This is a genomic window from Streptomyces sp. ICC4 (genome assembly GCF_003287915.1).
Taxonomy (GTDB): domain Bacteria; phylum Actinomycetota; class Actinomycetes; order Streptomycetales; family Streptomycetaceae; genus Streptomyces; species Streptomyces tritrimontium.
The window spans coordinates 4,885,570-4,912,034 of sequence record NZ_CP030286.1; the positions used below are offsets into that span (position 1 = coordinate 4,885,570).

Sequence of the window (26,465 nt, forward strand, 5' to 3'; positions counted from 1 at the left end):
AGTCGCCGGGCCCCGCTGCCGGGTCAGGCGCGGTGGCGACGGCGGGGGAACAGGGCGCCGAGGAATCCCGCCACCGCGCCCGCGACGAAGGCGAGGCCGACGGTGCGCCAGAGGAGCGGCCGCAGTTCCACGTCGCCGCCGAACTGGTCGACGTCGCCGAGGCCCAGCAGGGAGAGGCCGAACTGCGCCTGGACCCGGACCAGCAGACAGACCATCAGGGTGGCCAGCGCCAGGGCCACGGCCAGGTGGAGGGCGTGCTGCCAGGGGCGTACGTACGCGGGTGACCGGGCGGCCGCCAGCGCGCCCGCGCCGAGCAGCAGGACCGCGGCGAGCGCCACCAGCCACCAGGCCCGCGCGTCCCGCTCCGCGAGCGAGGCCACGTCGATGGTGGACAGGTCGGAGCCGGATCCGCCGCCCCGCAGCACCTGGTCCAGGATCTGCGGCATCGGCAGCCCGAACGGCCCCTCCGCCTTGCCCTCCCAGGCGCCGCCGAAGCCGAGCGTGAGCGCGAGCCAGACCAGGTTCGGCAGGCCCAGCAGGACCACCGCCATGGTCCGGTCGGCGTGCCCCTGGGTCACGGCCACCAGCACGCCCGCGCCGATGCCGATGACGACGTACACGAGGAGCAGCGCGACGACGGCGAAGGCCGCCGGCCGCACCGCCGCGTGGAAGCGGACCAGGCGGCTGGGGAGGGGCGCGCGGCGGGAGACCAGCAGGGCGACCAGCAACAGGCCCAGGATCCACAGCAGTCCGAAGAGGAGCGTGGCCGGGACCGCCGCCTTGAAGCCCACCGTCGGGCCGGCGTCGAGGATCTCGCCGATCTCCCCGAGGGGCGAGTCGCCGGTGGAGATCGCGAAGTTCCGGCCGGCCAGGAGGGCCGTGGCGGTCAGCGCGGCGAGCCACAGGAGCACCAGCGGCGCGGCGCGGGCGAGGAGCTCGCGGGAACCGGCCACCGCCCGGTTGTGCAGGGGGCGCAGGAAGAGCCAGCCGGTGGTGAGTGCGCCGGCCAGGCTGACGGAGAGGGGTAGGACGGACAGGCTGGCGTCGGCCCCCGCGAGGAAGCCGGCCCCGCCCGTCACCTCGACCGAGCCTCCGGCGGCCATCACGACGACGGCGGCGACCACGTGCGGGAACGCCCCGTCCGGGAGGTTGCCGGCGCCCGCCAGGAACAGACCCGCGGCGGCCACGGCGGCCATCACGAGGAAACCCGCGACGACCGCGACGAGGGCGTCGCGCCAGGCTCGCGCGGCCGGGGCCGATTTCGATGCCGTGACCGGTGCCGATGTGGGGCTCACCCTGCAACGGTAGGCACGCTCGGCTTGCGGCCACCACCCGGACGGCGCACACAATGGTCGCCAGGAGTGCAATAAATCCGGAGATTTCCGCCCGTACACCGGCGGAACGTCCGTAGGGGACCGGAACCCCTCCGCCTGGGAAGAAGAGCCCGTGACCACTCAACCCTCCGGCCAGCAGCCGCCGTGGCCGACGAAGCCGTCACAGCCGCCGTCGCAGCCGCCGCCGTCCGAGCGCCCCACGGGCCCGCCCTCCGGGCCGCTGTCCGGGGGGCGCGGGGGGCGGGTCGCCGAGCAGCCACCCCTCCGCGGGGGCCGCCAACACTCCGCGGCGCCGGGTCCGGCTGGCTCCCGACTACTGGGCTGCGTCGGGGGTGAACAGGCTGGCGCCCAGCGGGGTGAACGGGCGGGGGAACACCAGCGGCGCGGCCGACACCGCGCCGAGGGTGGCGGAGCCGGTCTCAAGGAGGAAGTAGCCCACCACGAGGAGGGTGGGCGTGGTCCAGGGGATGTCGGGCACGGCGGGCTTCTCCTTCGTCGCGAGTCGTACGGATCTTCGTGCTGTTCTCCCGCTGCGGTTCTCCGGGGGCCGCGCACCGCGCGGCCCCCGGCCGGCGAGCGGGGCCGGTCACCTGCCGGCGGCCGCCTTCTCGAGCGCGGAGGCGGAGGCGGAGGCGGAGGCAGGGCCGGAGCCGGTGCCGGTGTCGGAGGCGCCGGCCGCCGACGGGTCCGCCTGCTCGCGGGCCGCGTCCTGCTCGTGCTGCCAGGACTGCGCGGCCTGCGCCTTCTCCTTCTCCCGGCCGGGGAGCAGCAGGGCCAGGGCGGCCGCCACGGCGACGACCACGGCGCCGATCCAGATGGCGGGGATGGTGCCGTCGGTGAAGGTCCGCGCGGACTCGTAGCCGCCCTGGGCGGAGAAGACGGAGGCGAGGACGGCGACGCCGAGGGCTCCGCCGACTTCGCGCAGGGCGCTGTTGGCGCCGGAGGCCTTGCCCTGGTCGGCGGGGGAAACGGTGGACATGAGGGCGTTGGAGGCGGGGGCGAAGAACAGCCCCATGCCGATGCCGCTGAGGATCAGGGGCGGCAGCTGGGCCGCGTAGGTGACGTCCGTACCCAGGATCATGGCGAACCAGCCGAGGCCGAGGGCCTGGAACGCCAGCCCGGCGACGACCACGGGGCGGCTGCCGATCCGGTCGGAGAGGATGCCTGCGATCGGCGCGGCGATCATGGGCATGCCGGTCCAGGGGAGCATGCGCAGCCCGGCCTCGGTGGGCGAGTAGCCGAGGACGCCTTGGAGGAACTGGCTCAGCAGGAAGATCGAGCCGAACATCCCGACGAACATCAGCAGGCTGGCCATGTTGATGCCGAAGAAGCCGCGGTCACGGAAGAGCCGCATGGGCAGCACGGGGTTGGCGTCGCGGAACCCGTGGTGGATGAAGCCGCCGACCAGCGAGACTCCGGCGATCAGCGCGGTCAGGACGGAGAAGCTGGTCCAGCCGTGCGCGTTGGCGTTGACCAGTCCGTAGACGATGCCGAAGAGCCCGCCGCTGATGAGCAGCGTCCCGCGGATGTCGAGCTTCGCCTGCGGGGCGGTCGACTCGCCGAGGCGCAGCCGGGCGAGCGGGATCAGTGCGAGGCCTATGGGCACGTTCAGCCAGAAGATCCACTGCCAGGAGATGTGCTCGGTCAGGCTGCCGCCGATGAGCGGGCCGCTGGCGACGGCGAGGCCGGTGAGGGCTCCGTAGATGCCGAGGGCCATGCCCCGTCGGGCGGCGGGGACGGCGACGGTCAGCAGGGTGAGCGAGAGCGGCATCATGATCGCCGCGCCGGCGCCCTGGACTGCCCGGGCCGCGATGAGTTCATTGATGCCCGGCGACAGGGCGGCCGCGGCCGAGGCGACGGTGAAGACGCCGAGCCCGGCGATGAAGAGCCGCCGGCGTCCGAACCGGTCGCCGAGGGCCGCGCCGAACATGAGCAGGACGGCGAAGGTGAGCGTGTACGCGTTCACCGTCCACTCCAGGTCCTCCAGCTTTCCGCCGAGGTCCTCACGGATGGAGGGGAGGGCGGTGGTGACGACGAGGTTGTCGAGTGCGGCCATGAAGCTGGCGGCGCCGGTGATGACCAGGGCCCAGATCGCGGGCCCGCGAAGCTTTGTGTCTTGCATGGCTTCCCCCAAGACTAGTTATTGATCACTAACTTTCGCGGACAGGACTCCGCGCTTTCCGGAGCGTGCGCACGGACCGGCGGCGGGTGCGGACGGCACGGCCGGATCGCTTCCCGAGTGCGGCCCGGCCGTACCCGGCCCGGGTACTACGCGGACTGCGGGCCGGACTCCGCCTCGGACTTCGGCTCGGACTTCGCCTCGGACTCCGCCTCGGACTCCGCCTCGGACTTCGGCTCGGGGGGCGACCCGGGGACCGGCCTGGGCTGGACGGACGGGTAGCAGCCTTCCCAGACCCGGTGCCCGGCCGGGAACCCCATGGCGGACAAGGTGTTGATCAGCATTCCGTAGGCGAGGAACGTGGTCGTCTCGCCCACGTCGGCGCCGAGGGGGATGTGAACCGTGTCCCACAGCTCCATCCAGGCGGCCCGCACCATCGCGCCGAACTCCGGTTCCCCGGCAGCTTCGGCGGCGGCGACGGTCACGTACGTCTGGAGCTGCATCTGCAGCTTGTCGGGCTGCTCGGCGATCAGCCGCATGTAGGCAGCGCCCATGTACTGGACCATGTCCTCGCCCTGGCAGCTCTCGGCCGCCTCCTCGAAGACGAGCCGGATGTCCTCCATGCAGCGGGCGGCGGCGGCGAGGAAGATCGCCTGCTTGTTGGGGAAGAGCCGGAACAGGTACGGCTGCGACACCCCGACGCGCTTGGCGATCGCCTCGGTGGAGGTCCCGTAGTACCCGCCCCGGGCGAACTCGCTCATCGCCGCCCGGATGACGCTCTCGCGCCGCTCGTCCGCACTCATCCTTGCCATGGTTCGAAGTTAGTGCTCAATCACTAACTTGGCAACCCTTCGCCGGACACGGCCACAGAAAAGGCCCTGACCGGCGGTTTCACCCGCCGGTCAGGGCCTCGATCCTTCAGCGAGGGGCCGCGCTACGCGAGGACGACCACCGCGCGCGACATCCCCAGCACCTTCTGCCCGGCGCTCATCGCCGTCAGGTCGACCCGTACGCGGTTGTCGTCCAGCTTCGCCGCGACCTTCGCCGTGACCTCGATCAGCGCGCCCCGCTCGTCGTTGGGGACGATGACCGGCTTCGTGAACCGCACCCCGTACTCCACGACGGCGCCCGGGTCGCCCACCCAGTCGGTCACCACGCGGACCGCCTCGGCCATGGTGAACATGCCGTGCGCGATCACGTCCGGCAGCCCGACCGCGGTGGCGAACTTCTCGTTCCAGTGGATCGGGTTGAAGTCGCCCGACGCACCCGCGTACCGGACCAGCGTCGCCCGCGTGACGGGGAAGGACGCCGCCGGCAGCTCGGTGCCGACCTCGACCGCGTCGTACTGAATCTGGGCAGCCATCTCAGGCCTCCTCGGTGGCGGAAGCGGCGGCGGACGCGGGCTCGGGCTCGGGCTCGGCGGAGACCGCGGGCTCGGCGGCGGGTTCCGGCGCGCGCGAGACGAGCTTCGTCCATGCCGTCACCACGTGCTCGCCGGTCTCGTCGTGGACCTCGCCGCGGATGTCGATGATGTCGTTGCCCGCGAGCGACTTCACGGCCTCGATCGTCGAGGTCACCGTCAGCCGGTCACCGGCCCGGACGGGACGCGAGTACGCGAACTTCTGGTCCCCGTGCACGACGCGGCTGTAGTCCAGCCCCAGCTGCGGGTCCTCGACGACCTGGCCGGCCGCCGCGAAAGTGATGGCGAACACAAAGGTCGGCGGGGCGATCACGTCTTGGTGACCGAAGGCCTTGGCGGCGTCGGGGTCGGTATAGACGGGATTGTCGTCACCCACAGCGACCGCGAATTCGCGGATCTTCTCCCGGCCGACCTCGTACGGATCGGTGGGCGGGTAGCTCCGCCCCACGAAGGACTGGTCGAGCGCCATGGCTCCCTACCTCCCTGTTGAATCGATCTGATGGAACGCCTGATGGAACGGCCCGTCGAACCGGCTTCTCGAAACGGCCTGTTGAAACGACACAAGGCCGCCCCCCAATGACGGGGACGACCTCATGACGGTGCCTGTTAAACGAGACTTCGCCAGTTGTCAGCGGGTCTCGCGGTGCGCGGTGTGCGAGTTGCAACGCGGGCAGTGCTTCTTCATCTCAAGACGGTCCGGGTTGTTACGCCGGTTCTTCTTGGTGATGTAGTTCCGCTCCTTGCACTCCACGCAGGCCAGCGTGATCTTCGGGCGGACGTCGGTGGCAGCCACGTGAGTGCTCCTTGACGGAAATTGGGACGGATGAACGCATACAAGAGTAGCCGACCGGGAGACCGACCCCGCAATCGGCTACTGTGTGTAGCGGCGACCGGACTTGAACCGGTGACACAGCGATTATGAGCCGCTTGCTCTACCGACTGAGCTACGCCGCTTTGATGAGATCCGCTCCCCACCCGAGGGTGGGGAACCTCTCTCACCAGAGCCCCAATGCGGAATCGAACCGCAGACCTTCTCCTTACCATGGAGACGCTCTACCGACTGAGCTATTGGGGCGAGCGAGGAAGACATTACACGGTCGCCCGCCGATCGCCCAAATCCTTTGCGGGGCCTGGCCTCGGAGCGGCGCCGCCGCCTTTCCCGATGATCTCCGAACACCCCTCAGGACGCCTTTCACCCCGAAATGTGTCAGGGGTCACATCCCGGTCGTCCAGACGCACCGGTACGACTATTGGCCTCTTCCGCGAAGCGGGCACCCCTGCCCCCTAGGCTCTGAGCACGCTGCGTGATCTTGGGCCGCGGCCACGGGCCCAGGAACCGCCCGAGCCACCGCAGGAGCGCGATGTCCGACAGCCAGCCGCAGCAGCCGTCCCCCTCCCCGCGCAACCGCCCGGCCGGCGGCGGGCACGCGAAGGGCCCCGCCCGCGGCCCTTCGCGTGACCAGGCGCACGGCGGCCCCGCCCACGGCTCCTCAGACGGCCCCGCCCAGGGTCCCGCCCAGGGTCCCGCCCACGACCCTGAGCGCAGCCCTGACCGCGGCCCTGAGCTCCGCCCTGACCGCGGCCACGGGGGCGGCCACGGGGGCAGCCCCGGCTCCGCCCCCGGGAGCCCCGGGCCGGCCGCGGCCGAGTCCGCCACCCTGCTCCTCACCGGCGCCCGCCTCACCGACGGCCGCACCGTCGACGTCCGCCTCGGCGGCGGCCGGATCCAGGCCGTCGGCGAGGCCGGGAGCCTCCCCGCCGCCGCGGGCGCCCGGGTGGACCTCGGCGGCTGGCTGCTGCTCCCCGCGCCCGCCGAGCCCCACTCCCACGGGGAGACCGCACTGACCGCCGACAGCGAGGGGCCCGTCTCCTACGCCCCCGAGGAGGTGCAGCGCCGGTCCACCGAGGCCGCGCTGCTCCAGCTCGGGCACGGGGCCACGGCCGTGCGGTCCCACGTCCGCATCGGCGACGTGCACGGCCTCGGCCCCCTGGAGGCCGTGCTCCAGGCCCGCCGCTCGCTGCGCGGGCTGACCGACCTCACCGCCGTCGCCGTGCCCCGGCTGCTGACCGGGGTGGCCGGCGCGGACGGGCTCGCCATGCTGCGGGACGCCGTGAAGATGGGCGCCTCCGTCATCGGCGGCTGCCCCGACCTCGACCCCGACCCGACGGGCTTCCTCGAAGCCGTGCTGGAGCTCGCCTCCGAGCACGGCTGCCCCGTCGACCTGCACACCGACGGGGACGACCCCGCCCGCCTGTCCCGGCTCGCGGCCATGGCCGGCGGGCTGCGCCCGGGGGTCTCCATCGGCCCCTGCGGCGGCCTGTCCCGGCTCCCGCTGGACGTGGCCACCCGGGCCGCCGACCAGCTCGCGGCCGCCGGCGTACGGGTCACCTGCCTCCCCCAGGGCGACTGCGCGGCCCTGGAGCGCCGGGGTCTGCGCACCGCCCCCGTACGGCTGCTGCGCGCCGCCGGGGTCCGGGTCGCGGCCGGCAGCGGGGCCCTGCGGGACGCGGGCAATCCGGTCGGGCGCGGCGACCCGCTCGAAGCCGCGTACCTCCTGGCCTCCCAGGGCGGGCTCCGCGCCGCCGAGGCCTACCACTCGGTCAGCGCCGCCGCCCGCGAGGCGACGGGGCTGCCGGAGGTGCGGGTGGAGGCCGGCTTTCCGGCGGAGCTGCTCGCCGTGCGCGGGGACCGGATCGCGAGCGTGCTGTCCCTCGCGTACAGCCGGATCGTGATCCACCGCGGGCGGGTGGTAGCCCGGACGAGTGCCGTACGGGAGTACTGCGACTCCGCCGTCGCCGTGGCCCTGGACCTGCCCCGGCAGGGCCGTACGGAGCCCGGCCCCTGAACCTTCACCGTGCTTTCCCGGGCGCGGGCGCCCGGCTCGTCGTACGGTCGGGGCATGCGCATCGTCATCGCGGGTGGACACGGTCAGATCGCGCTGCGGCTGGAGCGCCTGCTCGCCGCGCGCGGGTACGAGGTCGCGGGCATCATCCGCGATCCGGCACAGGGCGACGACCTCAGGGAGGCGGGCGCCGAACCGGTGCTGTGCGATCTGGAGTCGGCGTCGGTCGAGCACGTGGCGGGCATCCTGCAGGGCGCGGACGCCGCCGTGTTCGCGGCGGGCGCGGGTCCCGGCAGCGGTGTGGGCCGCAAGGACACGGTGGACCGGGGCGCGGCGGTGCTGTTCGCGGACGCGGCCGAACGGGCCCGGGTGCGCCGCTTCCTGATGGTCTCCTCGATGGGTGCGGACGCCCGCCACGAGGGCGACGAGGTCTTCGACGCCTACCTCCGCGCCAAGGGCGAGGCCGACGAGCACGTCCGCACCCGCCTGGGCCTGGAGTGGACGGTCCTGCGCCCGGGAGCGCTGCTCGACGACGCGGGTACGGGCCTGGTCCGGCTGGAGGCACGGACGGGCCGCGGGCCGGTCCCGCGCGACGACGTGGCGGCGGTGCTCGCCGAGCTGCTCGAGACGCCCGCGACGGCCGGCCTCACCCTGGAGCTGATCTCCGGCTCGACTCCGGTCCCGGTGGCGGTCAAGGACGTGGCGGGCAACTGACCGCCCGCCACCCGGCGGACGGTCGCCGCCCCCACGGCCCGTCCGGCCGTCCGGCCGTCCGGCTCTCCGGCCCTCCGGTCAGAATTCGGCGGTCACCTGGTCGTCGGAGCGCCCGACCGAGTCCTGCTGGAACCGCGCCTCGTACGCCGCGCGGATCCGCTCGATGCGCGCTCCGCGCTCGTCGGCCTCCTTCTCCGGGTACAGCAGCACCACCTCGTACGAGGTCTCGCGGATGACCTTCCCGTCGCGCTGCCACTGGCCGTGCCCGTCCTGGACGGTCAGGCCCTCGGGGAAGGCCGGGGTGATCTCCCGGTCGACGAAGGCCTCGAACTCCCGCTCGGCGACGGGCGGCCGGCCGCCGGGCCGTTCGGTGCCGAAGTAGAGCCGGGTCTCCTGGTGGGGCTCCCCCACATGGGTGTGCAGCGCCGCCCCGACCAAGGCCGGGATCCCGGCCCCGAGCAGGGCGAGGAGCACCCCGCCGCCGACCTTTCCGCGCGTGTCAGAAGTCAATTTCACGCCGGGTGAACGACGGGAAGCCCCCATCGGCACGCGGGAACCCCCCGATGGCGTCACGCCGTCACGCCCGTTCGAGCCGCCGGCTCCACCACGGGTCCGCCGGCGGGGCGTACGGGTCGTTGAGCGTGCGGGCCATGAACCGCGCGTCGAGCGGCCCGAGCACGGCCCGCAGTTCCCGCGCGGCCCGACGGCTCAGCAGGTGGCAGAAGACCTCCAGGGCCTCCCGGTCGTTGCCCCAGGCGGGTTCGCAGCAAGGGCAGTCGCGGTTCCAGTTCGGGTAGATCACCCACGGTCCGCGCCGGTACACCAGGGCGCGCCAAGCCGACAGCGCCCCGTGGGCCGCGCCGGGTTCGTACCGGTGGCGCTCGATGCGGGCGATCTCGGCGAGGGTCCGGGAGGAGACCCCCGGCACGACGGCCCGGCTGTCCCTGGGGGACGGCCGGCGTGGCAGGTCGGACCTGACCTGCGAGGGGGCCTTACGCGCCATGGCCCTTTCGGCCGCTGATGCCGGTGGTGATGCTGGTGCTGGTGCTGGTGCTGGTCATGCGGACAGCATGGCCCGCGGCCCCCGCCGGTGCCCACGGGTTTTTCGACATACGAGAAAACCCCCGTTCACTGCGTTTCCGCAATGAACGGGGGTCTCACTCGCGTGGCGGCGCCAGGGTTCGAACCTGGGTAGGCTGAGCCGGCAGATTTACAGTCTGCTCCCTTTGGCCACTCGGGCACACCGCCAAGATCGTTGCCGTCTTTCCGCCTTGCGGCGGCGCTCCGTGGCAACGACGTAAACAATACCCGATGGCCGGGGGTGCTTCGCCACCGGATTGATCAGCGCCGCACGCGGGCGCGGTGGCTAGGCTTTGCGGAGCGGTCCGGGCATGTCCGGCCGCGCCCTCCGGGGCGATTCACCACCGACTTCAAGGAGCCACAGCACATGGCCGACTCCAGTTTCGACATCGTCTCGAAGGTCGAGCGGCAGGAGGTCGACAACGCCCTCAACCAGTCCGCCAAGGAGCTCTCGCAGCGCTACGACTTCAAGGGCACGGGCGCCACGATCGCCTGGTCCGGCGAGAAGATCCTGATGGAGGCGAACTCCGAGGAGCGCGTCAAGGCCGTCCTGGACGTCTTCGAGACCAAGCTGGTCAAGCGCGGGATCTCCCTCAAGGCGCTCGACGCCGGTGAGCCCCAGCTGTCCGGCAAGGAGTACAAGATCTTCGCCACGATCGAGGAAGGCATCTCCCAGGAGAACGCCAAGAAGGTCGCGAAGATCATCCGTGACGAGGGCCCCAAGGCCGTCAAGGCCCAGGTCCAGGGCGAGGAACTGCGCGTCAGCTCCAAGAGCCGTGACGACCTCCAGGAAGTCCAGGCCCTCCTCAAGGGCAAGGACCTGGACTTCGCGATCCAGTTCGTGAACTACCGCTGATCCGGATCAGCGGCCCGCGCGTGCGCGGGGGACGACGGGGGCACGTCGCCGGGGAGCACCTCGGCGGGTGCCCCCTTCTCGTTCCGCCGCGCCGGTCCGGTCAGTCGCCCGCGTGCTGGCGGCCGCTGCCGAGGCGGTCGACGGCGGCGAGGAACAGGAAGAAGTTGGGGATCTTCGCGACCGGGGTGTTCGACCACGACAGCAGCTTGCCCGCCTTCGCCACGAAGACCGCCCCGTCCTTGATCTCGATCTTCTGGATCTCGCCCCAGTGCAGGCCGCCGCGCTTGGCGGTGGCGATCCCGTCCCGCGTCAGGGAGATGTCGCCGAAGTGCAGGGTGGCGCCCTGTTCCAGCGCGGTGATCGCGCCGGGCAGCTGGGCCCGGGTGATCTCGTTCTGGATGGCCGTGCCCCAACGGTCGGGGTCGGCATAGAAGTTGGTCAGCTTGACCGGGGAACCGTCCTGCCGGAACAGCGTGTACACGTAGCTGGTCCCGACGTAGACGCCGTTGGCGTAGCGCCTGGTGATCTGCTGGAGCACCGTCATCGAGTCCCAGCGGAAGCCGCTGACCGGACCGGTGCCGTCGGCGACGATCAGCCCGTCCTCGAACAGGTGGATGCGCTTGGCCGCCTGCTTGCGGGACAGGTTGGGGCTCTGTGCGAGGAGCCAGACGAACATCAGGCCGGGCAGGACGAAGCACGCCAGGCCGAAGATCGCGAACAGGAACAGCCCTGCCACGCGCCAAGCGGGCAGCCGCTGGGGCAGGAAGGTCTCCCGATGGAGTCCGAGCCCCTGGGCCGCCGCGAGGGACGCGACGGAGTCCGGTATCGGCTCCTGGACGAGGGGGGCGGGGGCTGTCGCCATGGTGCCTCTTTCATGACGCCCGGGGTGTTTCCCACGGGCGAGAGCTATGCGAGCAGGCGGAGCCTACTGCCCGCCCGAGGAGCGTCCCCGCCGGGCTCCCCGAACGGCCCCGGCCGCCGCTTCGGCCGCCGCTTCGGCTGCCGCCGGGGCGGGCCCCCGGCACCCGGCGCCCGGGTCGCGTGTGCCGGGCGTGAGGGGCGTACGCGCCTGTGGCGCCTCCCGTGGGCACTTGGGCGGCGGGAGTGCGCCCACCACGCTGAGGGGTGTCCATGACCGCAGTGACAGGGGGGTTCCCGCATGCCTGGGGCCGGTACGTTTCGCGAGGACTTCGGGGCGTCGGTGGTCGTCGCCCTGGTGGCGCTGCCGCTCTGCGTCGGGGTGGCCGTCGCCTCCGGGGTGCCGGCCGAGCTGGGGATCGTCACCGGGGTGGTGGGCGGACTGGTCACCGGCTGGTTCCCGGGCAGTTCGCTCCAGGTGAGCGGGCCGGCCGCCGGGCTCACCGTGCTCGTCTACGAGGCCGTGCGGACGTACGGTCTCCCCGCACTCGGCGTACTCGTCCTCGTGGCGGGCCTGGTGCAGCTGTGCATGGGCGCGCTGCGGCTCGGGCGGTGGTTCCGGGCGATCTCCGTCGCCGTCGTCCACGGGATGCTCGCCGGAATCGGACTGGTGCTGATCGCGGGCCAGTTGTACGCACTGGCCGATGTCCGGGCCCCCGCGGGGACCCTGGAGAAACTGGCCGGGGTCGTGGGGCTCGCCGCGCGGGCCGACTGGACGGCCGTGGCGCTCGGGGCGGGGACCGTCGCGGTCCTGGTGCTCTGGCGGCGGATGCCGGACCGGCTGCGGCTGGTGCCGGGGGCGCTCGTCGGGGTGGCGGCGGCGACCGCCGCCGCGATGGTGCTGCGGCTGCCCGTGGAGCGGGTCAGCGTGACGGGCGTCCTGGAGGCCGTGACTCCGCCCGGCTGGGAGGACTTCGGCGTGCTGGCCTCCGTCGGGGCCCTCGGAACCGTGATCGCGCTCGCGCTGATCGCCTCCGCCGAGACTCTGTTCAGCGCGGCCGCCGTGGACCGGATGCACGACGGGGCGCCGACCGACTACGACCGCGAACTGGTCGCGCAGGGCGTCGGGAACACCCTGTGCGGGCTGCTCGGCGCGCTGCCGATGACCGCCGTCATCGTCCGCAGCGCCGCCAACGTCGAGGCCGGGGCCCGCACCCGGGCCGCCCGGATCCTGCACGGCGGCTGGCTGCTGCTGTTCGCCGTGGCCGTCCCCGGGCTGCTGGAGGCGGTCCCGCTCGCCGCTCTCGCCGGGGTGCTGCTGCATGCCGGCTGGAAGCTGCTGCCGGCCCGCGCGGTGGCCGCCCTGTGGCGCACGCACCGGGGCGAGGCGGTCGTGCTGGTGGCGACGGCCTGCGCCATCGTGGCCACGAACCTCTTCGAGGGCGTGCTCGCCGGATTGGGGATCGCGATCGCCAAGGCGGCGTGGGAGACCTCCCACGTGCACGTCGAGCAGGTGTGGGAGGGCGAGGAGCTGCGCGTGCGGATCCTGGGCAACGCCAGCTTCCTGCGGCTGCCCAAACTGCTCGACGAGCTGGACGCGCTGCCGCACGGGAACGCCGTACGGCTCGACCTGACCGGGCTGCGCCACCTCGATCACGCCTGTCTGACGGCGCTCGACGGCTGGGAGCGGACCCGCACACCACTCCCCGGCCGGGAGGGTGTCAGCTAGTGCTGTGACCGGAAAGGTCCACCGCACTTGGCCGTCCCCTACGGATCTTGCCAGCCGGCTACGCGATCGCGAACGTCTGCGCGTGGCCTCTCTCTTCAGGTGTCAAGGACCGGGCCGTGACAGCCGCCGGGCTGTCCGGCTGGGTGAATTCGGCCTGCGCGCCGCCCGCCGCGTCGACGGTCGCGGGGCCGCCGGGCCTCGCTGCCGGCTCGGGGGGCGGTGGCCTACACCCCGCGCCGGCGGCTCACACCCGGGATCCGAAGTCGGCCCAGGTGGTCAGCTCCAGGTCCCACTCCTCCCCCGCCCCCGATTCCTCGCTGAACCAGGCGGTGCCGTCGAGCCAGCCGCGCAGCCAGTCGGCGAGGCCGGGCGATTCGAGGAACCAGGCGAGACCGGGATCGCCCGAGTTCGGTTCGAACAGCAGGACTTGGGCGGTCTCGGAGCGGCAGTCCACGCAGGCCCGCATGGCGCAGCCGAAGTCGGCTATCGGCAGCACGCCCTCGGGCCACCGCCATGCCGACCCGCGCATCGAGGCGTACTCGGCGACGGCGCGCTCCAGCGGCAGCAGGCCGTACTCCGGGCCGAAGCCGCCGTCCGCGACGCGGGTGTAGAGGGCGGCGAGGAGCGGGGGCAGGGCGAAGCCCAGCCGGGCCTCCGCCCGGCGCGGACCCGCGCTGTCGAGGGGCGCCGGAAGGGGCTCGGTCGGCTTCCCGGCCGCCGCGTACCGCCCCTGGTGGGAGCTGCGCGCGCGTCCGGCGACTTGCTTCAGCAACTGCTCGGTCTCATCCATGCACACAGAGTGACACCCCCCACTGACAATCACCCTGACCTGCGCTTTCAGTCGCCTTCCCGGTCCGTCCCGCGCGCGGAGTCGTACCCCACGAAGTAGGTGGGCCGGCGCTGGACGGCCGTGTAGATGCGGCCGATGTACTCACCGAGCAGACCGACGCAGATCAGCTGCACCCCGCCGAGGAACAGCATCACGATGAACAGCGAGGTCCAGCCGGGCACGGTCTTGCCCAGCAGGTGGACCACCAGGGTGGCGGCCGCCATCGCCAGGCAGCCGAAGAAGCTGGCCACGCCGAGCCAGGTGGCCAGGCGCAGCGGCGCGGCGGAGAAGTTGACGATGCTGTCGACGCCGAGCCGGATCATCCTGCCCAGCGGGTACTTGGTCTGGCCCGCGACCCGCTCTTCCCGGCGGTAGGAGACCCGGCCGCTCGGGAAGCCGAGCCACGGCACCAGCAGGCGGTAGACCTGGTGCTGGTCGGGCATGGACTTGACGGCCTCGACCGCCGCGCGGCTGAGCACGCGGAAGTCGCCCGCCTGCGCGGGCACCTGCTTGCCGACGAGGCGGCGCACCAGCCAGTAGTAGGCGCCTGCCGTGCGCCGCTTGAACCCGGTGTCGGTGCTCCGGTCGTCCCGGACCCCGTAGACGATGTCGAGGCCCTGCCCGCGGGCCAGGGCGAGCATCTCCGGGATCTTCTCCGGCGGGTCCTGGAGGTCCGCGTCGATGCTGGCGACGTAGGACCCCACCGCGCCGTGCAGGCCGGCGGTGAGGGCGGCCTGGTGGCCGGAGTTGCCGCGCAGCCGCAGGATCCGCAACTCGGGCCACTCGGTGCGGAACCGGGCCAGCAGCTCCGGGGTGCGGTCCTGGCTGCCGTCGTCGACGGCGACGACCTCGTACCCGAGGCCCAGGCCGTCGAGTGCCGGGCGCAGCCTGGCCACCAGGGCCGGGAGGGCGTCCTCCTCGTTGTACATCGGCACGACGACGGAGAGGGTCGTGGCCGCGAGGGTCGCGTCCGAGAGGGGTGCGTCCGAGAGGGGTGCGTCCGACGGCGGCGTGGGGGGAATGGAGGGCGTGGGAGGAGTGGGGGGATCGGTCGGCATCGGTTCTTCCCTGCCCGTCGCTCGTGTCCACCCGTGCGCGGGCGCTCGCCCGCGTCGGCCGGGTGGCGGCACGACGGTTTCCCGCCGCGTCACCCGGCCGCGAACCGGCACCTTAGCGCGAGGCGAACGGCGCGTCCGTCGGGACGATCTCGCGGCCCAGCGGGAGCAGGGAGAGCGGGACCATCTTGAAGTTCGCGATGCCGAACGGGATGCCGATGATCGTGATGCACAGCGCGATGCCGGTGACGATGTGGCCGAGGGCCAGCCACCAGCCCGCGAGGACCAGCCACAGCACGTTGCCCACGCAGGACGCGGCGCCCGCGTCACGCCGCTCCACGGCGGTGTAGCCGAAGGGCCACAGGGCGTAGACGGCGATCCGGAAGGCGGCTATGCCGAAGGGGATCCCGATGATGGTGATGCAGAGGATCACGCCGGCCAGGCAGTAGCCCAGGAACAGCCAGATCCCGCTGAGCACGAGCCAAATGAGGTTGAGGATGGTCTTCACTGACTGCGGCCTGCCATCTGTTCGAGCCGGGCGATGCGCTCGGCCATCGGAGGGTGCGTTGAGAACATCTTGGACAGTCCCTCACCGGGACGGAAGGGATTGGCGATCATCATGTGGCTCGCCGTCTCCAGCCGGGGTTCGGCCGGGAGCGGCAGCTGCTTGGTTCCGGCGTCCAGCTTGCGCAGGGCGCTCGCGAGGGCGAGCGGGTCCCCGGTGAGCTGGGCCCCGGAGGCGTCCGCCTCGTACTCGCGCGAGCGGCTGATGGCGAGCTGGATCACGGAGGCCGCCAGCGGGCCCAGGATCATGATCAGCAGCATGCCGAAGAGGCCCGGGCCCTCGTCGTCGTTGGACCGGCCTATCGGGATCAGCCAGGCGAAGTTCACCAGGAACATGATCACGGAGGCGAGGGCGCCGGCGACGGAGGAAATGAGGATGTCGCGGTTGTAGACGTGGCTCAGCTCGTGGCCGATGACCCCGCGCAGCTCGCGCTCGTCGAGGATGCGCAGGATCCCCTCGGTGCAGCAGACCGCGGCGTTGCGCGGATTGCGGCCGGTGGCGAAGGCGTTGGGGGCCTCCGTCGGAGAGATGTAGAGCCGTGGCATGGGCTGGCGCGCGGACGTGGAGAGCTCGCGCACCATGCGGTAGAGCTCGGGGGCCTCGAACTCGCTCACGGGCCGGGCGCGCATCGCGCGTAGAGCCAGCTTGTCGCTGTTCCAGTACGCGTACGCGTTGGTGCCCAGGGCGACGAAGACGGCGACGATCAGGCCGCCCCGGCCGAAGAAGCTGCCGATGACGATGATGAGTGCCGACAGGCCGCCGAGGAGTACGGCGGTCTTCAGCCCGTTGTGCCGGCGGTGCACGGTACGCCCTCCAAGTGGTGCGGCAGGGGGACCCGTCCAGGATCTGTGGATCGCAGGGGCCTACGGTCCAGTGGACCCTCCCTTCCTGGTCAACGCCAGGTGGGGACGGCAGGTTCCCGGCGCGCGCCCGCCCGGCCGCCCCGCCGGCCCGGGCCGTGGGGCGGCCGCGGCCGTTGGGCCGTACGGGTGAGGGCGTACGGGTGGGGGCGTACGGACCCCGGGGGGCGCCGGGGGGCGGGGCGCAGGGTGCGCGTACGGCCTACAGCGGGAACAGGCTGCCCGTGGCGAAGCGCAGGACCAGCTGCGGGGCGCCCGAGAGGACCAGGGCGGTACCGGCGGTGAGCACGATGGCCGCGGTGACCGGCCAGGGGGCCTTCGTACGGGTCTCCGCGCCCTCCTCCGCGCCCTCTGCCCCGGCGTCCCCCTCGGGGGTGCGGAAGAGCAGGGCCGTCCAGCGCAGGTAGTAGTACAGGGCGACGACGACGTTGACCGCCATGACCACGGCGAGCCAGCCGAGCCCGGCGTCGACCGCCGACCGGAAGACGGTGACCTTCGCGAAGAGCCCGATGATGCCCGGCGGCAGACCGGCCAGGCAGAGCAGGAAGAAGGCCAGCGCGAGGGCGGCGATCGGGCGCTCGGCGTACAGCCCCCGGTAGTCGGCGAGCCGGTGCAGCGGCTTCTTGCGGGCCACCAGGGCGGCCACGGAGAAGGCGCCGAGGTTCACCGCGGCGTACATGAGGGCGTAGGCGACGGTGGAGCCGATCTGGTCGCGGCCGGCGTACGCGGCGGCGGCGATCGGGACCAGCAGGTAGCCGGCCTGGCCCACCGAGGACCAGGCGAGCAGCCGTACGGCGCCGTTCGGGCGGTCGGCGGACTGCCGCAGGGCAGCGGCGTTGCCGAGCGTCATGGTGAGCGCGGCGAGGACGGCGAGGGCGGGGCCCCAGACGTCGGAGTACGCGGGGAACGCGATCACCGTGACGAGGATGAGGCCGGTGAAGCCGACCGCCTTGCCGATGACCGACAGGTATCCGGCGACGGGCAGGGGCGCGCCGACGTAAGTGTCGGGGACCCAGAAGTGGAAGGGGACGGCGGCCGTCTTGAAGGCGAAGCCGACGAGGGTGAGCGCGACGCCGGCCATGGCGAGGGTGTCGAGCTGCCCGGGGACGTGCTCGAGCCCCTCGGCGATCCGCGCGAGGTGCAGGGAGCCGGTGGCGGCGTAGACGAAGCTGACGCCCATCAGCGACACGGCGGTGGCGGTGACGGAGGACAGGAAGAACTTGAGGGCGGCCTCGGAGGAGAGCCGGTCGCCGCGGCGCATGCCGACGAGGGCGAAGGCGGGCAGCGAGGCGACTTCGAGGGCGACGATCAGGGTCGCGAGGTCCCGGGAGGCGGGCAGCAGGGCGGCGCCGGCCGCGGAGGAGAGCAGCAGGAACCAGTACTCGCCGGCCGGCATGCGTGCCTCGCGGACGGTGGTGACCGACAGCAGGGCGGTGACCAGGGCGCCGCCCAGTACGAGGAACTGGACGACGAGCGCGAAGTGGTCGGCGGCGTAGCTGCACGCGCCGGGGTCGGCGATGCCCGTGCCCGCGCCGATGCCGATTCCGGTGCCCTCGCCCGTGAGGCAGAAGGTGGCCCGGTCGCCGGCGCGCAGCGGGAGCAGGGTGGCGGTCGCGGCGGCCAGTCCGGCCACGGAGATCCAGCCGAGCAGCGGCTTGCGCCCCTCGGGCACGAAGAGGTCCGCGACCAGGACGGCCAGGGCGACGGCGGCGGTGACGACGACGGGCGCGATGGCGAGCCAGTCGACGGACTGGACGAGGCTGGGGGCGTCCGCCGCGGCGGTGGCGGCGCTGGTGATGGAGTGAAGGACCGTCATGAGTTCCCTCCCGCGAGGAGCTTCTGGACGGCCGGGTCGGTGAGGCCGAGGAGGACCGCGGGCCACAGGCCGGCGAGGACGGTGAGGGCGGCGAGCGGGGTCCAGGCGGCGAACTCGTAGTGCTGGATGTCCGTGAGGGCCGCCGGGGCGGCGCTCTCGCCGGCCGCCGTCTTCGGATCGCCCATGCACACCCGCCGTACGACGATCAGAAGATAGGCGGCGGTGAGCAGGGTGCCGAACGCGCCGACGGCCGTGTAGGTGAGGAACGCGGGCCGCGACAGGCCTTCGGCGGGGTCGAACGCGCCGAAGAGGGCCAGCATCTCGCCCCAGAAGCCGGCCAGGCCGGGCAGGCCCAGGGAGGCGACGGCGGCGAAGGCCAGGAGCGCGCCGAAGCGGGGGGCGCGGCCGTAGAGGGCCGCGCCGGTGGCTCCGGCGAGGGTGTCGAGGTCGGCGGTGCCGTAGCGGTCCTTGAGGGCGCCGACCAGGAAGAAGAGCAGGCCGGTGATCAGGCCGTGGGCGATGTTGGCGAAGAGCGCGCCGTTGACGCCCGTCGGGGTCATCGAGGCGATGCCGAGGAGGACGAAGCCCATGTGGCCCACGGAGGAGTAGGCGATCAGGCGCTTGAGGTCGCCCTTGCCGCCCTTGCGGGCGAGCGCGAGGCAGGCCAGGGAGCCGTAGACGATGCCGACGGCGGCGAAGGCGCCGAGGTACGGGGCGAAGGTGGCCATGCCGTCGGGGGTGACGGGCAGCAGGATGCGCACGAACCCGTACGTGCCCATCTTCAGCAGCACGCCCGCGAGGAGGACGGAGCCGACGGTGGGGGCGGCGGTGTGGGCGTCGGGCAGCCAGCTGTGCAGCGGCCACATCGGGGTCTTCACGGCGAGGCCGATGCCGATGGCGAGGACGGCCAGGATCTGGGTGGTGCGGGACAGTCCGCGGCCGTTGTCAGAGGCGAGTGCCACCATGTCGAAAGTGCCGCTTTTCAGGCCGATCAGGAGCAGACCGAGCAGCATGACGACGGAGCCGAGGAGCGTGTAGAGGATGAACTTCCAGGCCGCGGCCTGACGCTGGGCGCCGCCCCAGCGGGCGATGAGGAAGTACATCGGGATGAGGACCATCTCGAAGGCGAGGAAGAACAGCAGCAGGTCGAGGACGGCGAAGGTGGCGAGGGTGCCGGACTCCAGGACCAGGAGCAGGGCGACGAAGCCCTTCGCGGAGGGGCCCGCGGGGAGCTTGAAGTAGCTGTAGAGCGCGCACAGGAAGAACAGCAGTGCGGTCATCAGGAGGAGGGGGAGCGAGATGCCGTCGATGCCGAGGTGGATGCGGACGTTCAGCGCCTGGATCCAGCTGATGTCCGTCGTCGCCTGGAAGCGGGACGGGGCGTCGTGGTCGAAGCCCGCGGCGAGGGCGATCGCCGCGGCGAGGATGACGCCGGTGACGGTCACGCCGTGGCGCAGTACGGCTTGTTCGGGGCTCTTGCCCTTCAGTCCGGGCGGGGCGGGCAGGAGGGCCGCGGCCGCGCCGAGGAGCGGTGCGGCCACGATGAACGCCAGAAGGAACTGCATCACGGACGGGCTGATATCAATCACGGCTGACTCACGGCTCACGATCCGGCGTTGACGTTGGCGAGGACGGCGGTGGCGATCGCCAGGACCACGGCGCCGGCGAGCAGGGCGCTCAGGTAGCTCTGCACGTTGCCGGTCTGGGCACGGCGTACGAGGCCTCCGAGCAGCCGGGGTGCGAGGCCCGCGCCACGGACGTAGGAGTCCACCACCTCGCGGTCGAGGAAGCGTACGAGGCCTGCGGCGGCTCGGACGGGGCGGACGAAGAGGCGGTCGTAGACGGCGTCGAGGTGGAAGCCGGCGGCGGCGTGCCGGTGCAGCGGGCCGAGCAGCGCGCGGCCGGGATCGGCGGCGGGGCCGACCGGGACGGCGGGGTGGTCGTGGGTGAGTTCGCCGACCTCGGGGGTCTCGGCGGCGGATTCGGCGGCGGCGGCGACCGCCTGGGACACCTCGGCGCGGGTGGCGGTGGCTCCGGCGGGGGCCAGGACGGCCTTGGCCTCGGCGCGCTGCCACAGGGCGTAGGTGAGGACGCCGCCGACGACGGCGGCGCCCGTGCCGAGGACCGAGGTCGTCAGCGAGGGGGTGAGCTCTCGGCCGTCGAAGAAGTCGGCGAGCGGGCCGGCCAGCAGTCCGAAGCCGACGGACGGGATCGCCAGCAGCCACAGCACGCCGGTCATGGCCACGGGCTCCTTGCCGTGGTCGGGGGCGGCCGCGCCCCGGCCGCGGAAGGCCATCAGCCACAGCCGGGTGGCGTAGGCGGCGGTGAGCAGGGCGGTGAGCACGCCGGCGACGAGGACGAGCCAGCCGGCCGCGCTCGGGGCGAACTCCGAGTGGCCGCCGGCGGTGTGCTCGGCGGCGACGAGGACGGCTTCCTTGGAGAAGAAGCCGGCGAAGGGCGGGATGGCGGCGAGCGCGAGCAGCGCGATCGTCATCGTCCAGAAGACGTCGGGGATGCGGCCCGACAGGCCCCGCATGCGGGACATGGCGGAGAGGGAGTTCGTGCCGGCGGCGTGGATGATCACGCCGGCGCCGAGGAACAGGAGCGCCTTGAAGGCGCCGTGGGACAGGAGGTGGAAGACGGCGGCCGAGCGGTCGCCGACGGCCAGGGCCCCGGTCATGTAGCCGAGCTGGCCGATCGTGGAGTAGGCCAGCACCCGCTTGATGTCGTCCTGGGCCAGGGCGGCGAGGGCGGAGCCGACCATCGTGACGGCCGCCATGACGGCCATGACCACCAGTGCGGCCCGCGAGGCCGCGAAGACCGGGAGGAGCCGGGCGACGAAGTAGACGCCGGCGGCGACCATCGTCGCGGCGTGGATCAGCGCGGAGACCGGGGTGGGGCCCGCCATGGCGTCCGGAAGCCAGGTGTGCAGCGGGAACTGCGCGGACTTGCCGGCGACTCCGGCCAGCAGGAGCAGCGCGATCAGCGTCGGGTGGTCGAGGCCGCCGGCGGCGACGGTGCCCAGGATCTTCGTGATCCGGAAGGAGCCGGCGTCGGTGGCGAGCGCGAACAGGCCGATCAGGAAGGGGACGTCACCGAGCTTGGTGACGAGGAAGGCCTTCAGGGAGGCGGAGCGGGCCGCCGCGGTCTCCCAGTAGTGCCCGACCAGGAAGTAGGAGCAGATGCCCATGACTTCCCAGCCCACCAGCAGCACCATCAGGTCGCCGGAGTAGACGACGAGCAGCATGGCGGAGGTGAACAGTGAGACCAGGCCGGCGTAGGACGGGTAGCGCGGGTCATCGCGCAGGTAGGCCGTCGAGTAGACCTGTACGCAGGTGGCGACGAGGCCGACCAGCACGGCCACCAGCACGGCGAAGCCGTCCAGGTGGAGCGAGAGCTCGATCGGCACCGAGCCGGTCGGGGTCAGCTCGGTCGCCGTGTCGATCGCCTTGCCGCCGCCTTGGCGGAAGGCGACCAGCACGGCCAGTACGGCCGCGCCCAGTGTCGGCAGGATGGCGAGCGGCCTGACGAAGCCGGGGGCGGTGCGGCCGAGCAGCAGGCCCGCCAGCGCGCCCAGGAAGGGCAGGAGGGGGACGAGTACGGCGAGGGTCGGGGTGCTCACGCGGCGGCTCCAGTCGCGCTGTTCGCGCCGTCCGGCTCGTGGCCCTCGGCGGTGTCGCGCAGTCGGTCGACGTCCGAGGTGCCCCGGTTGCGGTACACCATCAGCACGATCGCGAGGCCGATGCCGATCTCGGCGGCGGCGATGGCGATGGTGAAGAGGGTGAGGGCCTGGCCGGCGTGCAGGGTGTCGCGCAGCCAGACGTCGAAGGCCACCAGGTTGAGGTTGACGGCGTTGAGCATCAGCTCGACGGACATCAGGACCAGGATGGCGTTGCGGCGGGCTAGCACTCCGTACAGGCCCGTGCAGAAGAGGAGCGCCGCCAGCACGGCGGGGTAGGCGAGGTGCATCAGCTCTGCCCCTTCTCGTCCGCGGCGGGCGCGGGCGCGCCGGTGGTCGGGGCGTCCTTGCGGGACAGCACGATGGCGCCGATCAGGGCCGCGAGGAGGAGGACGGAGAGCGCCTCGAACGGCAGCACCCAGTGCCGGAAGAGGAACGCGCCGGTGGCCTCGGTGGATCCCTGGGCGGGCCCGTCGAGGTCGATCCAGGTGGTGCGGAAGGCGTCGACGACCACCCAGACGAGTGCGGCGGCCGCGACGAGGGCGACGCCGAGGGCGACGGGGCGGTTGCCCGAGTCGGCGTCGGGCGAGCGGCCGATGGGCGCCTTGGTGAGCATCAGCCCGAAGAGGAGGAGGACGACCACGGAACCGAGGTAGATCAGCACCTGGACCCAGGCGATGAACTCCGCGGTCAGCAGCAGGTACTCGACGGCGATCCCGCCGAGCGCGACGACCAGCCACAGGGCGGCGTGCACGAGCTGCTTGGTGGTGACCGTGACGGCGGCCGCGCCGAGGGTGGCGAGGCCGACGAGGACGAAGGCGATCTCGACGCCGGTCGGGGAGAGGAAGCCGTTGCCTTGGGCGGCTGCGGTGATCACGCGTCTCCTTCCGGGTCCTGGGCCGGGGCCGTGTCCGGGTCCTGGGCCGGGGTGTCGGGGGTCTGCTCGGCCTCCGCTTCGGCGGCGGCAGCCGCGGCCGCCGTGGCTGCGGCGGCCTCCGCCTTCTCCACGGCCTTGCGGGCGGCGGCGAGTTCCTTGGGCTCCTCGGCGGCCGGGTCCAGGGCCTCTTCCTTTTAGTGCGGGCGTCCCGGCCACACCATGGCGCGATCGCCGAGCGCCGATCTCACCCGCGGCCGGGTGGGACCGGGCTGTGGCCGGGGGCGAGGAGGGAGCCTCGACACGCCTTCTACGCGGGCATGTTGAGGGTGCAGAGGGGTCAGGGCCGTGGCCGGATGGCCCGTCGGGCAGGTGGGTAAGCAGGTGAGCCACCGGCGCAGGTCGTTGTAGGCAATGCCGCGGGCCGGTGGGGATTGCGGACGCCGGTCACATGAAGTGCGTTCGCCGGGTTCTGTGTGCCGGCGACCTTCTGGTCACTGCCCGGCAGGTGACGCCGTCGTGCAAGGTCAGCGCTGCTCCGCCGAGCAGCACTGACAGACGCGGGGCCGTCACATGGGCGAGCCCTCGTAGCAAGGTCGCGCTGTGACGGCACACCAACCGTGGAAGCGCTCCCACTTGCTTGGGCCAGACGGTAGCGGCAACTGCCGCCAAGCAAAAGAGGGGTTGAGTAAATTCCTCACGCAACTCTTTCGACTCTTCACGCGTCTTGACGGCACCTCGCCTCCTCTGCACAGTGGGAGCGCTCCCATTGGTTCAGAGCTTGTGCGCAGTCGTTCTTCCCATCCCCGTCTCCCCGAGCCGCGAGGAGAACCATCCGCATGTCGGCACATCCCCCACCCAGACCACGCGTCCGACGCAGCAGACTGCTGACCGCGTCGGCCACGGCCCTGTCCCTCTCCCTCCCCCTCACGGCCGTCGGCGCCACCACCGCCGCGGCCGCCGCGGTGCAGTGCAGCGTCGACTACAAGACCAACGACTGGGGCTCGGGCTTCACCGCCGAGCTCACCCTCACCAACCGGTCCGCCACCGCGCTCGACGGGTGGACGCTGACCTACGACTACACGGGCAACCAGCAGCTCACCAACGGCTGGAACGGCACCTGGACCCAGACCGGCAAGACCGTCAGAGTCGCGGCCCCGGACTGGAACAAGACCATCGCCGCGGGCGCGGCCGCCACGACCGGCGCCCAGTTCGCCTACAGCGGGACCAACGCCCCGCCCACCACCTTCGCCGTCAACGGCACCCCGTGCACCGGAGCCCACCAGCCTCCGGTCGCCGTCCTGACCAGCCCCACCGCGGGCGCGGTCTACACGGTGGGCACCGCCGTCCCACTCGCCGCCACCGCCGCCGCGGCCGACGGCGCCACCGTGGGCAAGGTGGAGTTCTACAGCGACACCACGCTCCTGGGCACGGACACCACGGCGCCCTTCACCTTCGCCGCCACCAGCCTCGCAGCCGGTTCCCACTCCCTCTACGCCAAGGCCTACGACAGCCTCGGCGCCTCGGCCGAGTCGGCGCCCGTCGGCATCACCGTCGCCGCGGGCGCAGCCCTCGTAGCCACCCCCGCGCAGCTCTCCGTACGCCGCGGGGAGACGGCAGCCTTCGACCTGAAGCTCTCCAAGCAGCCGTCCGCGAACGTCACGGTGGGCGTTGCCCGTACCTCGGGCAACACCGACCTCACCGCGACCCCCGCCGGGCTGACCTTCACCCCGGCGAACTGGAACACCGCCCAGAAAGTGACCGTCACCGCCGGCGCCACCGGCAGCGGCTCCGCCGTCTTCACCGCGACCGCCCCCGGCCATGCGGAAACCGAGGTGACGGTGGCCCAGCTGGGCGCCGACTCCACGTACGACGCCCGCTTCCTCGACCTCCACGGGAAGATCACCAACCCGGCCAACGGCTACTTCTCGCCCGAGGGAATCCCGTACCACTCCGTCGAGACGCTGATCGTCGAGGCCCCGGACCACGGGCACGAAACGACCTCGGAGGCCTACAGCTACCTGATCTGGCTGCAGGCGATGTACGGGAAGATCACCGGGGACTGGACCAAGTTCAACGGCGCGTGGGACATCATGGAGAAGTTCATGATCCCCACCCACGCCGACCAGCCGACGACCGGCTCCTACAACGCCGCCAAGCCCGCCACCTACGCCCCCGAGCACGACCTCCCCTCGCAGTACCCGGCCAAGCTCGACGGGACGGTCACCTCCGGCGTGGACCCGATCGCCGGCGAGCTGAAGAGCACGTACGGCACGGACGACATCTACGGCATGCACTGGCTCCAGGACGTCGACAACGTCTACGGCTTCGGCAACGAGCCCGGAAAGTGCTCCGCCGGACCGACCGCGACCGGACCCTCGTACATCAACACCTTCCAGCGCGGACCCGAGGAATCGGTCTGGGAGACCGTTCCGCACCCCACCTGCGACAAGTTCGCCTACGGCGGCAAGAACGGCTACCTCGACCTCTTCACCGGGGACGCCTCCTACGCCAAGCAGTGGAAGTTCACCAACGCCCCGGACGCCGACGCCCGCGCCATCCAGGCCGCCTACTGGGCCGACATCTGGGCCAAGGAACAAGGCAAGGGGACCCAGGTCACCGGGACCGTCTCCAAGGCGGCCAAGATGGGCGACTACCTGCGGTACTCCATGTTCGACAAGTACTTCAAGAAGGCCGGGAACTGTGTCGGCCCGACCGTCTGCCCCGCCGGCACCGGCAAGGACAGCGCGCACTACCTGATGTCCTGGTACTACGCCTGGGGCGGAGCCACCGACACCTCGGCCGCCTGGTCCTGGCGGATCGGCTCCAGCCACGCCCATGGCGGCTACCAGAACCCCCTCGCCGCCTACGCGCTCAGCGAGTACGCCCCGCTGAAGCCCAAGTCGGCGACCGGCTCGGCGGACTGGGCGACCAGCCTCGACCGGCAACTGGAGTTCTACCGCTGGCTCCAGTCCGACGAAGGCGCCATCGCGGGCGGCGCGACCAACAGCTGGCAGGGGCGCTACGCACAGCCCCCGGCCGGGACCCCCACCTTCCACGGCCTCTTCTACGACGAGAAGCCCGTCTACCAGGACCCGGCGTCCAACCAATGGTTCGGCTTCCAGGCCTGGTCCATGCAGCGGGTCGCCGAGCTCTACCAGCAGACAGGTGACGCCGCCGCCAAGACCGTGCTCGACAAGTGGGTCGGCTGGGCCCTGTCGAAGACCACGATCAACCCCGACGGCACCTACCGAATCCCCTCCACCCTCAAGTGGTCCGGTGCTCCCGACACTTGGAACGCGTCCGCTCCCGGCGCCAACGCGGGCCTGCACGTCACCGTCGCCGACTACACCGACGACGTGGGCGTGGCAGCCTCCTACGCCAATACCCTGACCCACTACGCCGCGAAGTCCGGCAACGCCGAGGCCAAGCGCGTCGCCAAGGCCCTGCTCGACGGCATGTGGGCCCACCACCAGGACCCCCTGGGCGTCGCCGTCCAGGAGACCCGCACCGACTACAGCCGCTTCAGCAACCCGGTGTACGTGCCCGGCACGTGGACCGGCAAGATGCCGAACGGCGACACGGTGAACTCCTCGTCCACCTTCGCCTCGATCCGCACCTTCTACCAGGACGACCCGGCCTGGCCGAAGATCGAGGCCTACCTCGCGGGCGGCGCCGCGCCCGCCTTCACCTACCACCGGTTCTGGGCCCAGGCGGACATCGCCCTGGCCATGGGCTCGTACGCGGAGCTGCTCGAGTAACAGCCCGCCCCGCCCGGAGACAGCTCCGCGTACGACGAGGCCGGGCAGCCCGCAAGGGCCTGCCCGGCCTCCC

At 72.2% G+C, this 26,465-nt stretch carries 23 protein-coding genes, 3 tRNA genes and 2 pseudogenes; 5 read left to right on the forward strand and 23 right to left on the reverse strand.

Annotated features, from left to right (window positions below; genetic code table 11):
- Positions 1-23: 23 nt before the first annotated feature.
- The 9 genes and pseudogenes from DRB89_RS22680 to DRB89_RS22720 form a co-directional block, all read right to left on the reverse strand.
- A complete protein-coding gene (locus DRB89_RS22680; protein WP_112449803.1) occupies positions 24-1,295 on the reverse strand; it encodes a streptophobe family protein in 1,272 nt (423 codons plus the stop codon).
- Between the two features lie 283 nt (positions 1,296-1,578).
- A pseudogene (locus DRB89_RS22685) lies at positions 1,579-1,782 on the reverse strand (ABC transporter ATP-binding protein); the annotation flags it as partial.
- Between the two features lie 138 nt (positions 1,783-1,920).
- Positions 1,921-3,456 carry a DHA2 family efflux MFS transporter permease subunit gene (locus DRB89_RS22690; RefSeq protein ID WP_112451078.1) on the reverse strand — a complete coding sequence of 512 codons (1,536 nt, stop codon included), beginning with the start codon at positions 3,454-3,456 and terminating at the stop codon, positions 1,921-1,923.
- A gap of 260 nt (positions 3,457-3,716) precedes the next feature.
- Positions 3,717-4,265: pseudogene (locus tag DRB89_RS22695) on the reverse strand (helix-turn-helix domain-containing protein); the annotation flags it as partial.
- A gap of 122 nt (positions 4,266-4,387) precedes the next feature.
- Positions 4,388-4,816 (reverse strand): MaoC family dehydratase, encoded by a 429-nt coding sequence (locus DRB89_RS22700; RefSeq protein ID WP_112451076.1) that lies wholly within the window; start codon positions 4,814-4,816, stop codon positions 4,388-4,390.
- 1 nt (position 4,817) lies between these two features.
- Positions 4,818-5,342, reverse strand: a complete 525-nt coding sequence (locus DRB89_RS22705) for a MaoC family dehydratase N-terminal domain-containing protein (protein WP_239516288.1) — start codon at positions 5,340-5,342, stop codon at positions 4,818-4,820.
- A 159-nt stretch (positions 5,343-5,501) separates the two neighbouring features.
- Positions 5,502-5,666 (reverse strand): 50S ribosomal protein L33, encoded by a 165-nt coding sequence (gene rpmG / locus DRB89_RS22710; protein WP_003956487.1) that lies wholly within the window; start codon positions 5,664-5,666, stop codon positions 5,502-5,504.
- 88 nt (positions 5,667-5,754) lie between these two features.
- Positions 5,755-5,827: transfer RNA gene (locus tag DRB89_RS22715), tRNA-Met, on the reverse strand.
- A gap of 48 nt (positions 5,828-5,875) precedes the next feature.
- Positions 5,876-5,948: transfer RNA gene (locus tag DRB89_RS22720), tRNA-Thr, on the reverse strand.
- Positions 5,949-6,234: 286 nt separating this feature from the next.
- Here DRB89_RS22720 and DRB89_RS22725 point away from each other — a divergent pair.
- Together DRB89_RS22725 and DRB89_RS22730 are read left to right on the forward strand one after the other, a co-directional pair.
- Positions 6,235-7,719: an amidohydrolase family protein gene (locus DRB89_RS22725; protein ID WP_239516289.1), complete on the forward strand. Its 1,485-nt coding sequence runs from the start codon at positions 6,235-6,237 to the stop codon at positions 7,717-7,719.
- Positions 7,720-7,773: 54 nt separating this feature from the next.
- On the forward strand, positions 7,774-8,430 hold the full coding sequence (locus tag DRB89_RS22730) for an SDR family oxidoreductase (RefSeq protein WP_112451075.1): 657 nt from the start codon (positions 7,774-7,776) through the stop codon (positions 8,428-8,430).
- 78 nt (positions 8,431-8,508) lie between these two features.
- Here the strand turns inward: DRB89_RS22730 and DRB89_RS22735 are convergent, their stop codons facing one another.
- From DRB89_RS22735 to DRB89_RS22745, 3 genes are all read right to left on the reverse strand, one after another.
- Entirely contained in the window at positions 8,509-8,946 is a 438-nt protein-coding gene (locus tag DRB89_RS22735) for a DUF3574 domain-containing protein (RefSeq protein ID WP_239516290.1), read from the reverse strand.
- A 61-nt stretch (positions 8,947-9,007) separates the two neighbouring features.
- Positions 9,008-9,358 (reverse strand): hypothetical protein, encoded by a 351-nt coding sequence (locus DRB89_RS22740; protein WP_112451073.1) that lies wholly within the window; start codon positions 9,356-9,358, stop codon positions 9,008-9,010.
- 238 nt (positions 9,359-9,596) lie between these two features.
- A tRNA-Tyr gene (locus tag DRB89_RS22745) sits at positions 9,597-9,678 on the reverse strand.
- A gap of 199 nt (positions 9,679-9,877) precedes the next feature.
- On the opposite strand from DRB89_RS22745, the gene DRB89_RS22750 reads away from it, so the two are divergent.
- A complete protein-coding gene (locus DRB89_RS22750) occupies positions 9,878-10,366 on the forward strand; it encodes a YajQ family cyclic di-GMP-binding protein (RefSeq protein ID WP_112451072.1) in 489 nt (162 codons plus the stop codon).
- Positions 10,367-10,466: 100 nt separating this feature from the next.
- Here the strand turns inward: DRB89_RS22750 and DRB89_RS22755 are convergent, their stop codons facing one another.
- Positions 10,467-11,228, reverse strand: coding sequence for a DUF6585 family protein (locus DRB89_RS22755; protein WP_112451071.1), 762 nt, complete (start codon positions 11,226-11,228; stop codon positions 10,467-10,469).
- Positions 11,229-11,525: 297 nt separating this feature from the next.
- Between DRB89_RS22755 and DRB89_RS22760 the strand changes: the two genes are divergently transcribed.
- Positions 11,526-12,953 carry a SulP family inorganic anion transporter gene (locus tag DRB89_RS22760; protein WP_112451070.1) on the forward strand — a complete coding sequence of 476 codons (1,428 nt, stop codon included), beginning with the start codon at positions 11,526-11,528 and terminating at the stop codon, positions 12,951-12,953.
- 244 nt (positions 12,954-13,197) lie between these two features.
- Here the strand turns inward: DRB89_RS22760 and DRB89_RS22765 are convergent, their stop codons facing one another.
- The 10 genes from DRB89_RS22765 to DRB89_RS46025 form a co-directional block, all read right to left on the reverse strand.
- Positions 13,198-13,743 (reverse strand): SMI1/KNR4 family protein, encoded by a 546-nt coding sequence (locus tag DRB89_RS22765; protein ID WP_112451069.1) that lies wholly within the window; start codon positions 13,741-13,743, stop codon positions 13,198-13,200.
- Positions 13,744-13,790: 47 nt separating this feature from the next.
- Entirely contained in the window at positions 13,791-14,840 is a 1,050-nt protein-coding gene (locus DRB89_RS22770) for a glycosyltransferase family 2 protein (protein WP_112451068.1), read from the reverse strand.
- 112 nt (positions 14,841-14,952) lie between these two features.
- Complete coding sequence (locus DRB89_RS22775) at positions 14,953-15,345, reverse strand: YccF domain-containing protein (protein WP_112451067.1); 393 nt, start codon at positions 15,343-15,345, stop codon at positions 14,953-14,955.
- Positions 15,342-16,205, reverse strand: a complete 864-nt coding sequence (gene htpX, locus DRB89_RS22780) for a zinc metalloprotease HtpX (protein ID WP_112451066.1) — start codon at positions 16,203-16,205, stop codon at positions 15,342-15,344. The genes DRB89_RS22775 and htpX overlap by 4 nt, the downstream gene beginning before the upstream one ends.
- A gap of 259 nt (positions 16,206-16,464) precedes the next feature.
- A complete protein-coding gene (locus DRB89_RS22785; RefSeq protein ID WP_112452127.1) occupies positions 16,465-18,078 on the reverse strand; it encodes an NADH-quinone oxidoreductase subunit N in 1,614 nt (537 codons plus the stop codon).
- Positions 18,075-19,643, reverse strand: a complete 1,569-nt coding sequence (locus DRB89_RS22790) for an NADH-quinone oxidoreductase subunit M (RefSeq protein WP_112452128.1) — start codon at positions 19,641-19,643, stop codon at positions 18,075-18,077. Before DRB89_RS22790 ends, DRB89_RS22785 begins: the two co-directional genes overlap by 4 nt.
- Positions 19,644-19,681: 38 nt before the next feature.
- The gene (locus DRB89_RS22795; RefSeq protein WP_112452129.1) at positions 19,682-21,700 is read right to left on the reverse strand and encodes an NADH-quinone oxidoreductase subunit L; all 2,019 of its coding nucleotides are present in this window, start codon (positions 21,698-21,700) and stop codon (positions 19,682-19,684) included.
- Complete coding sequence (gene nuoK / locus DRB89_RS22800) at positions 21,697-22,047, reverse strand: NADH-quinone oxidoreductase subunit NuoK (protein ID WP_112452130.1); 351 nt, start codon at positions 22,045-22,047, stop codon at positions 21,697-21,699. Before nuoK ends, DRB89_RS22795 begins: the two co-directional genes overlap by 4 nt.
- The gene (locus tag DRB89_RS22805) at positions 22,047-22,634 is read right to left on the reverse strand and encodes an NADH-quinone oxidoreductase subunit J (RefSeq protein WP_112452131.1); all 588 of its coding nucleotides are present in this window, start codon (positions 22,632-22,634) and stop codon (positions 22,047-22,049) included. The genes nuoK and DRB89_RS22805 overlap by 1 nt, the downstream gene beginning before the upstream one ends.
- Entirely contained in the window at positions 22,631-22,765 is a 135-nt protein-coding gene (locus tag DRB89_RS46025) for a hypothetical protein (protein WP_275435584.1), read from the reverse strand. Before DRB89_RS46025 ends, DRB89_RS22805 begins: the two co-directional genes overlap by 4 nt.
- Before the next feature lie 705 nt (positions 22,766-23,470).
- On the opposite strand from DRB89_RS46025, the gene DRB89_RS22815 reads away from it, so the two are divergent.
- Positions 23,471-26,392, forward strand: a complete 2,922-nt coding sequence (locus tag DRB89_RS22815; protein WP_112450163.1) for a glycoside hydrolase family 48 protein — start codon at positions 23,471-23,473, stop codon at positions 26,390-26,392.
- Positions 26,393-26,465 lie beyond the last annotated feature (73 nt).

Bases quoted from the DNA above. Each gene is read 5' to 3' on its own strand.
- DRB89_RS22815 (WP_112450163.1), top strand. From the start codon at position 23,471: ATGTCGGCACATCCCCCACCCAGACCACGCGTCCGACGCAGCAGACTG.
- DRB89_RS22730 (WP_112451075.1), top strand. From the start codon at position 7,774: ATGCGCATCGTCATCGCGGGTGGACACGGTCAGATCGCGCTGCGGCTG.
- DRB89_RS22690 (WP_112451078.1), bottom strand. From the start codon at position 3,456: ATGCAAGACACAAAGCTTCGCGGGCCCGCGATCTGGGCCCTGGTCATC.
- DRB89_RS22785 (WP_112452127.1), bottom strand. From the start codon at position 18,078: ATGACGGTCCTTCACTCCATCACCAGCGCCGCCACCGCCGCGGCGGAC.
- DRB89_RS22705 (WP_239516288.1), bottom strand. From the start codon at position 5,342: ATGGCGCTCGACCAGTCCTTCGTGGGGCGGAGCTACCCGCCCACCGAT.
- DRB89_RS22770 (WP_112451068.1), bottom strand. From the start codon at position 14,840: ATGCCGACCGATCCCCCCACTCCTCCCACGCCCTCCATTCCCCCCACG.
- DRB89_RS22725 (WP_239516289.1), top strand. From the start codon at position 6,235: ATGTCCGACAGCCAGCCGCAGCAGCCGTCCCCCTCCCCGCGCAACCGC.
- nuoK (WP_112452130.1), bottom strand. From the start codon at position 22,047: ATGCACCTCGCCTACCCCGCCGTGCTGGCGGCGCTCCTCTTCTGCACG.
- DRB89_RS22790 (WP_112452128.1), bottom strand. From the start codon at position 19,643: ATGCAGTTCCTTCTGGCGTTCATCGTGGCCGCACCGCTCCTCGGCGCG.
- DRB89_RS22700 (WP_112451076.1), bottom strand. From the start codon at position 4,816: ATGGCTGCCCAGATTCAGTACGACGCGGTCGAGGTCGGCACCGAGCTG.
- DRB89_RS22755 (WP_112451071.1), bottom strand. From the start codon at position 11,228: ATGGCGACAGCCCCCGCCCCCCTCGTCCAGGAGCCGATACCGGACTCC.
- DRB89_RS22760 (WP_112451070.1), top strand. From the start codon at position 11,526: ATGCCTGGGGCCGGTACGTTTCGCGAGGACTTCGGGGCGTCGGTGGTC.
- DRB89_RS22765 (WP_112451069.1), bottom strand. From the start codon at position 13,743: ATGGATGAGACCGAGCAGTTGCTGAAGCAAGTCGCCGGACGCGCGCGC.
- DRB89_RS22750 (WP_112451072.1), top strand. From the start codon at position 9,878: ATGGCCGACTCCAGTTTCGACATCGTCTCGAAGGTCGAGCGGCAGGAG.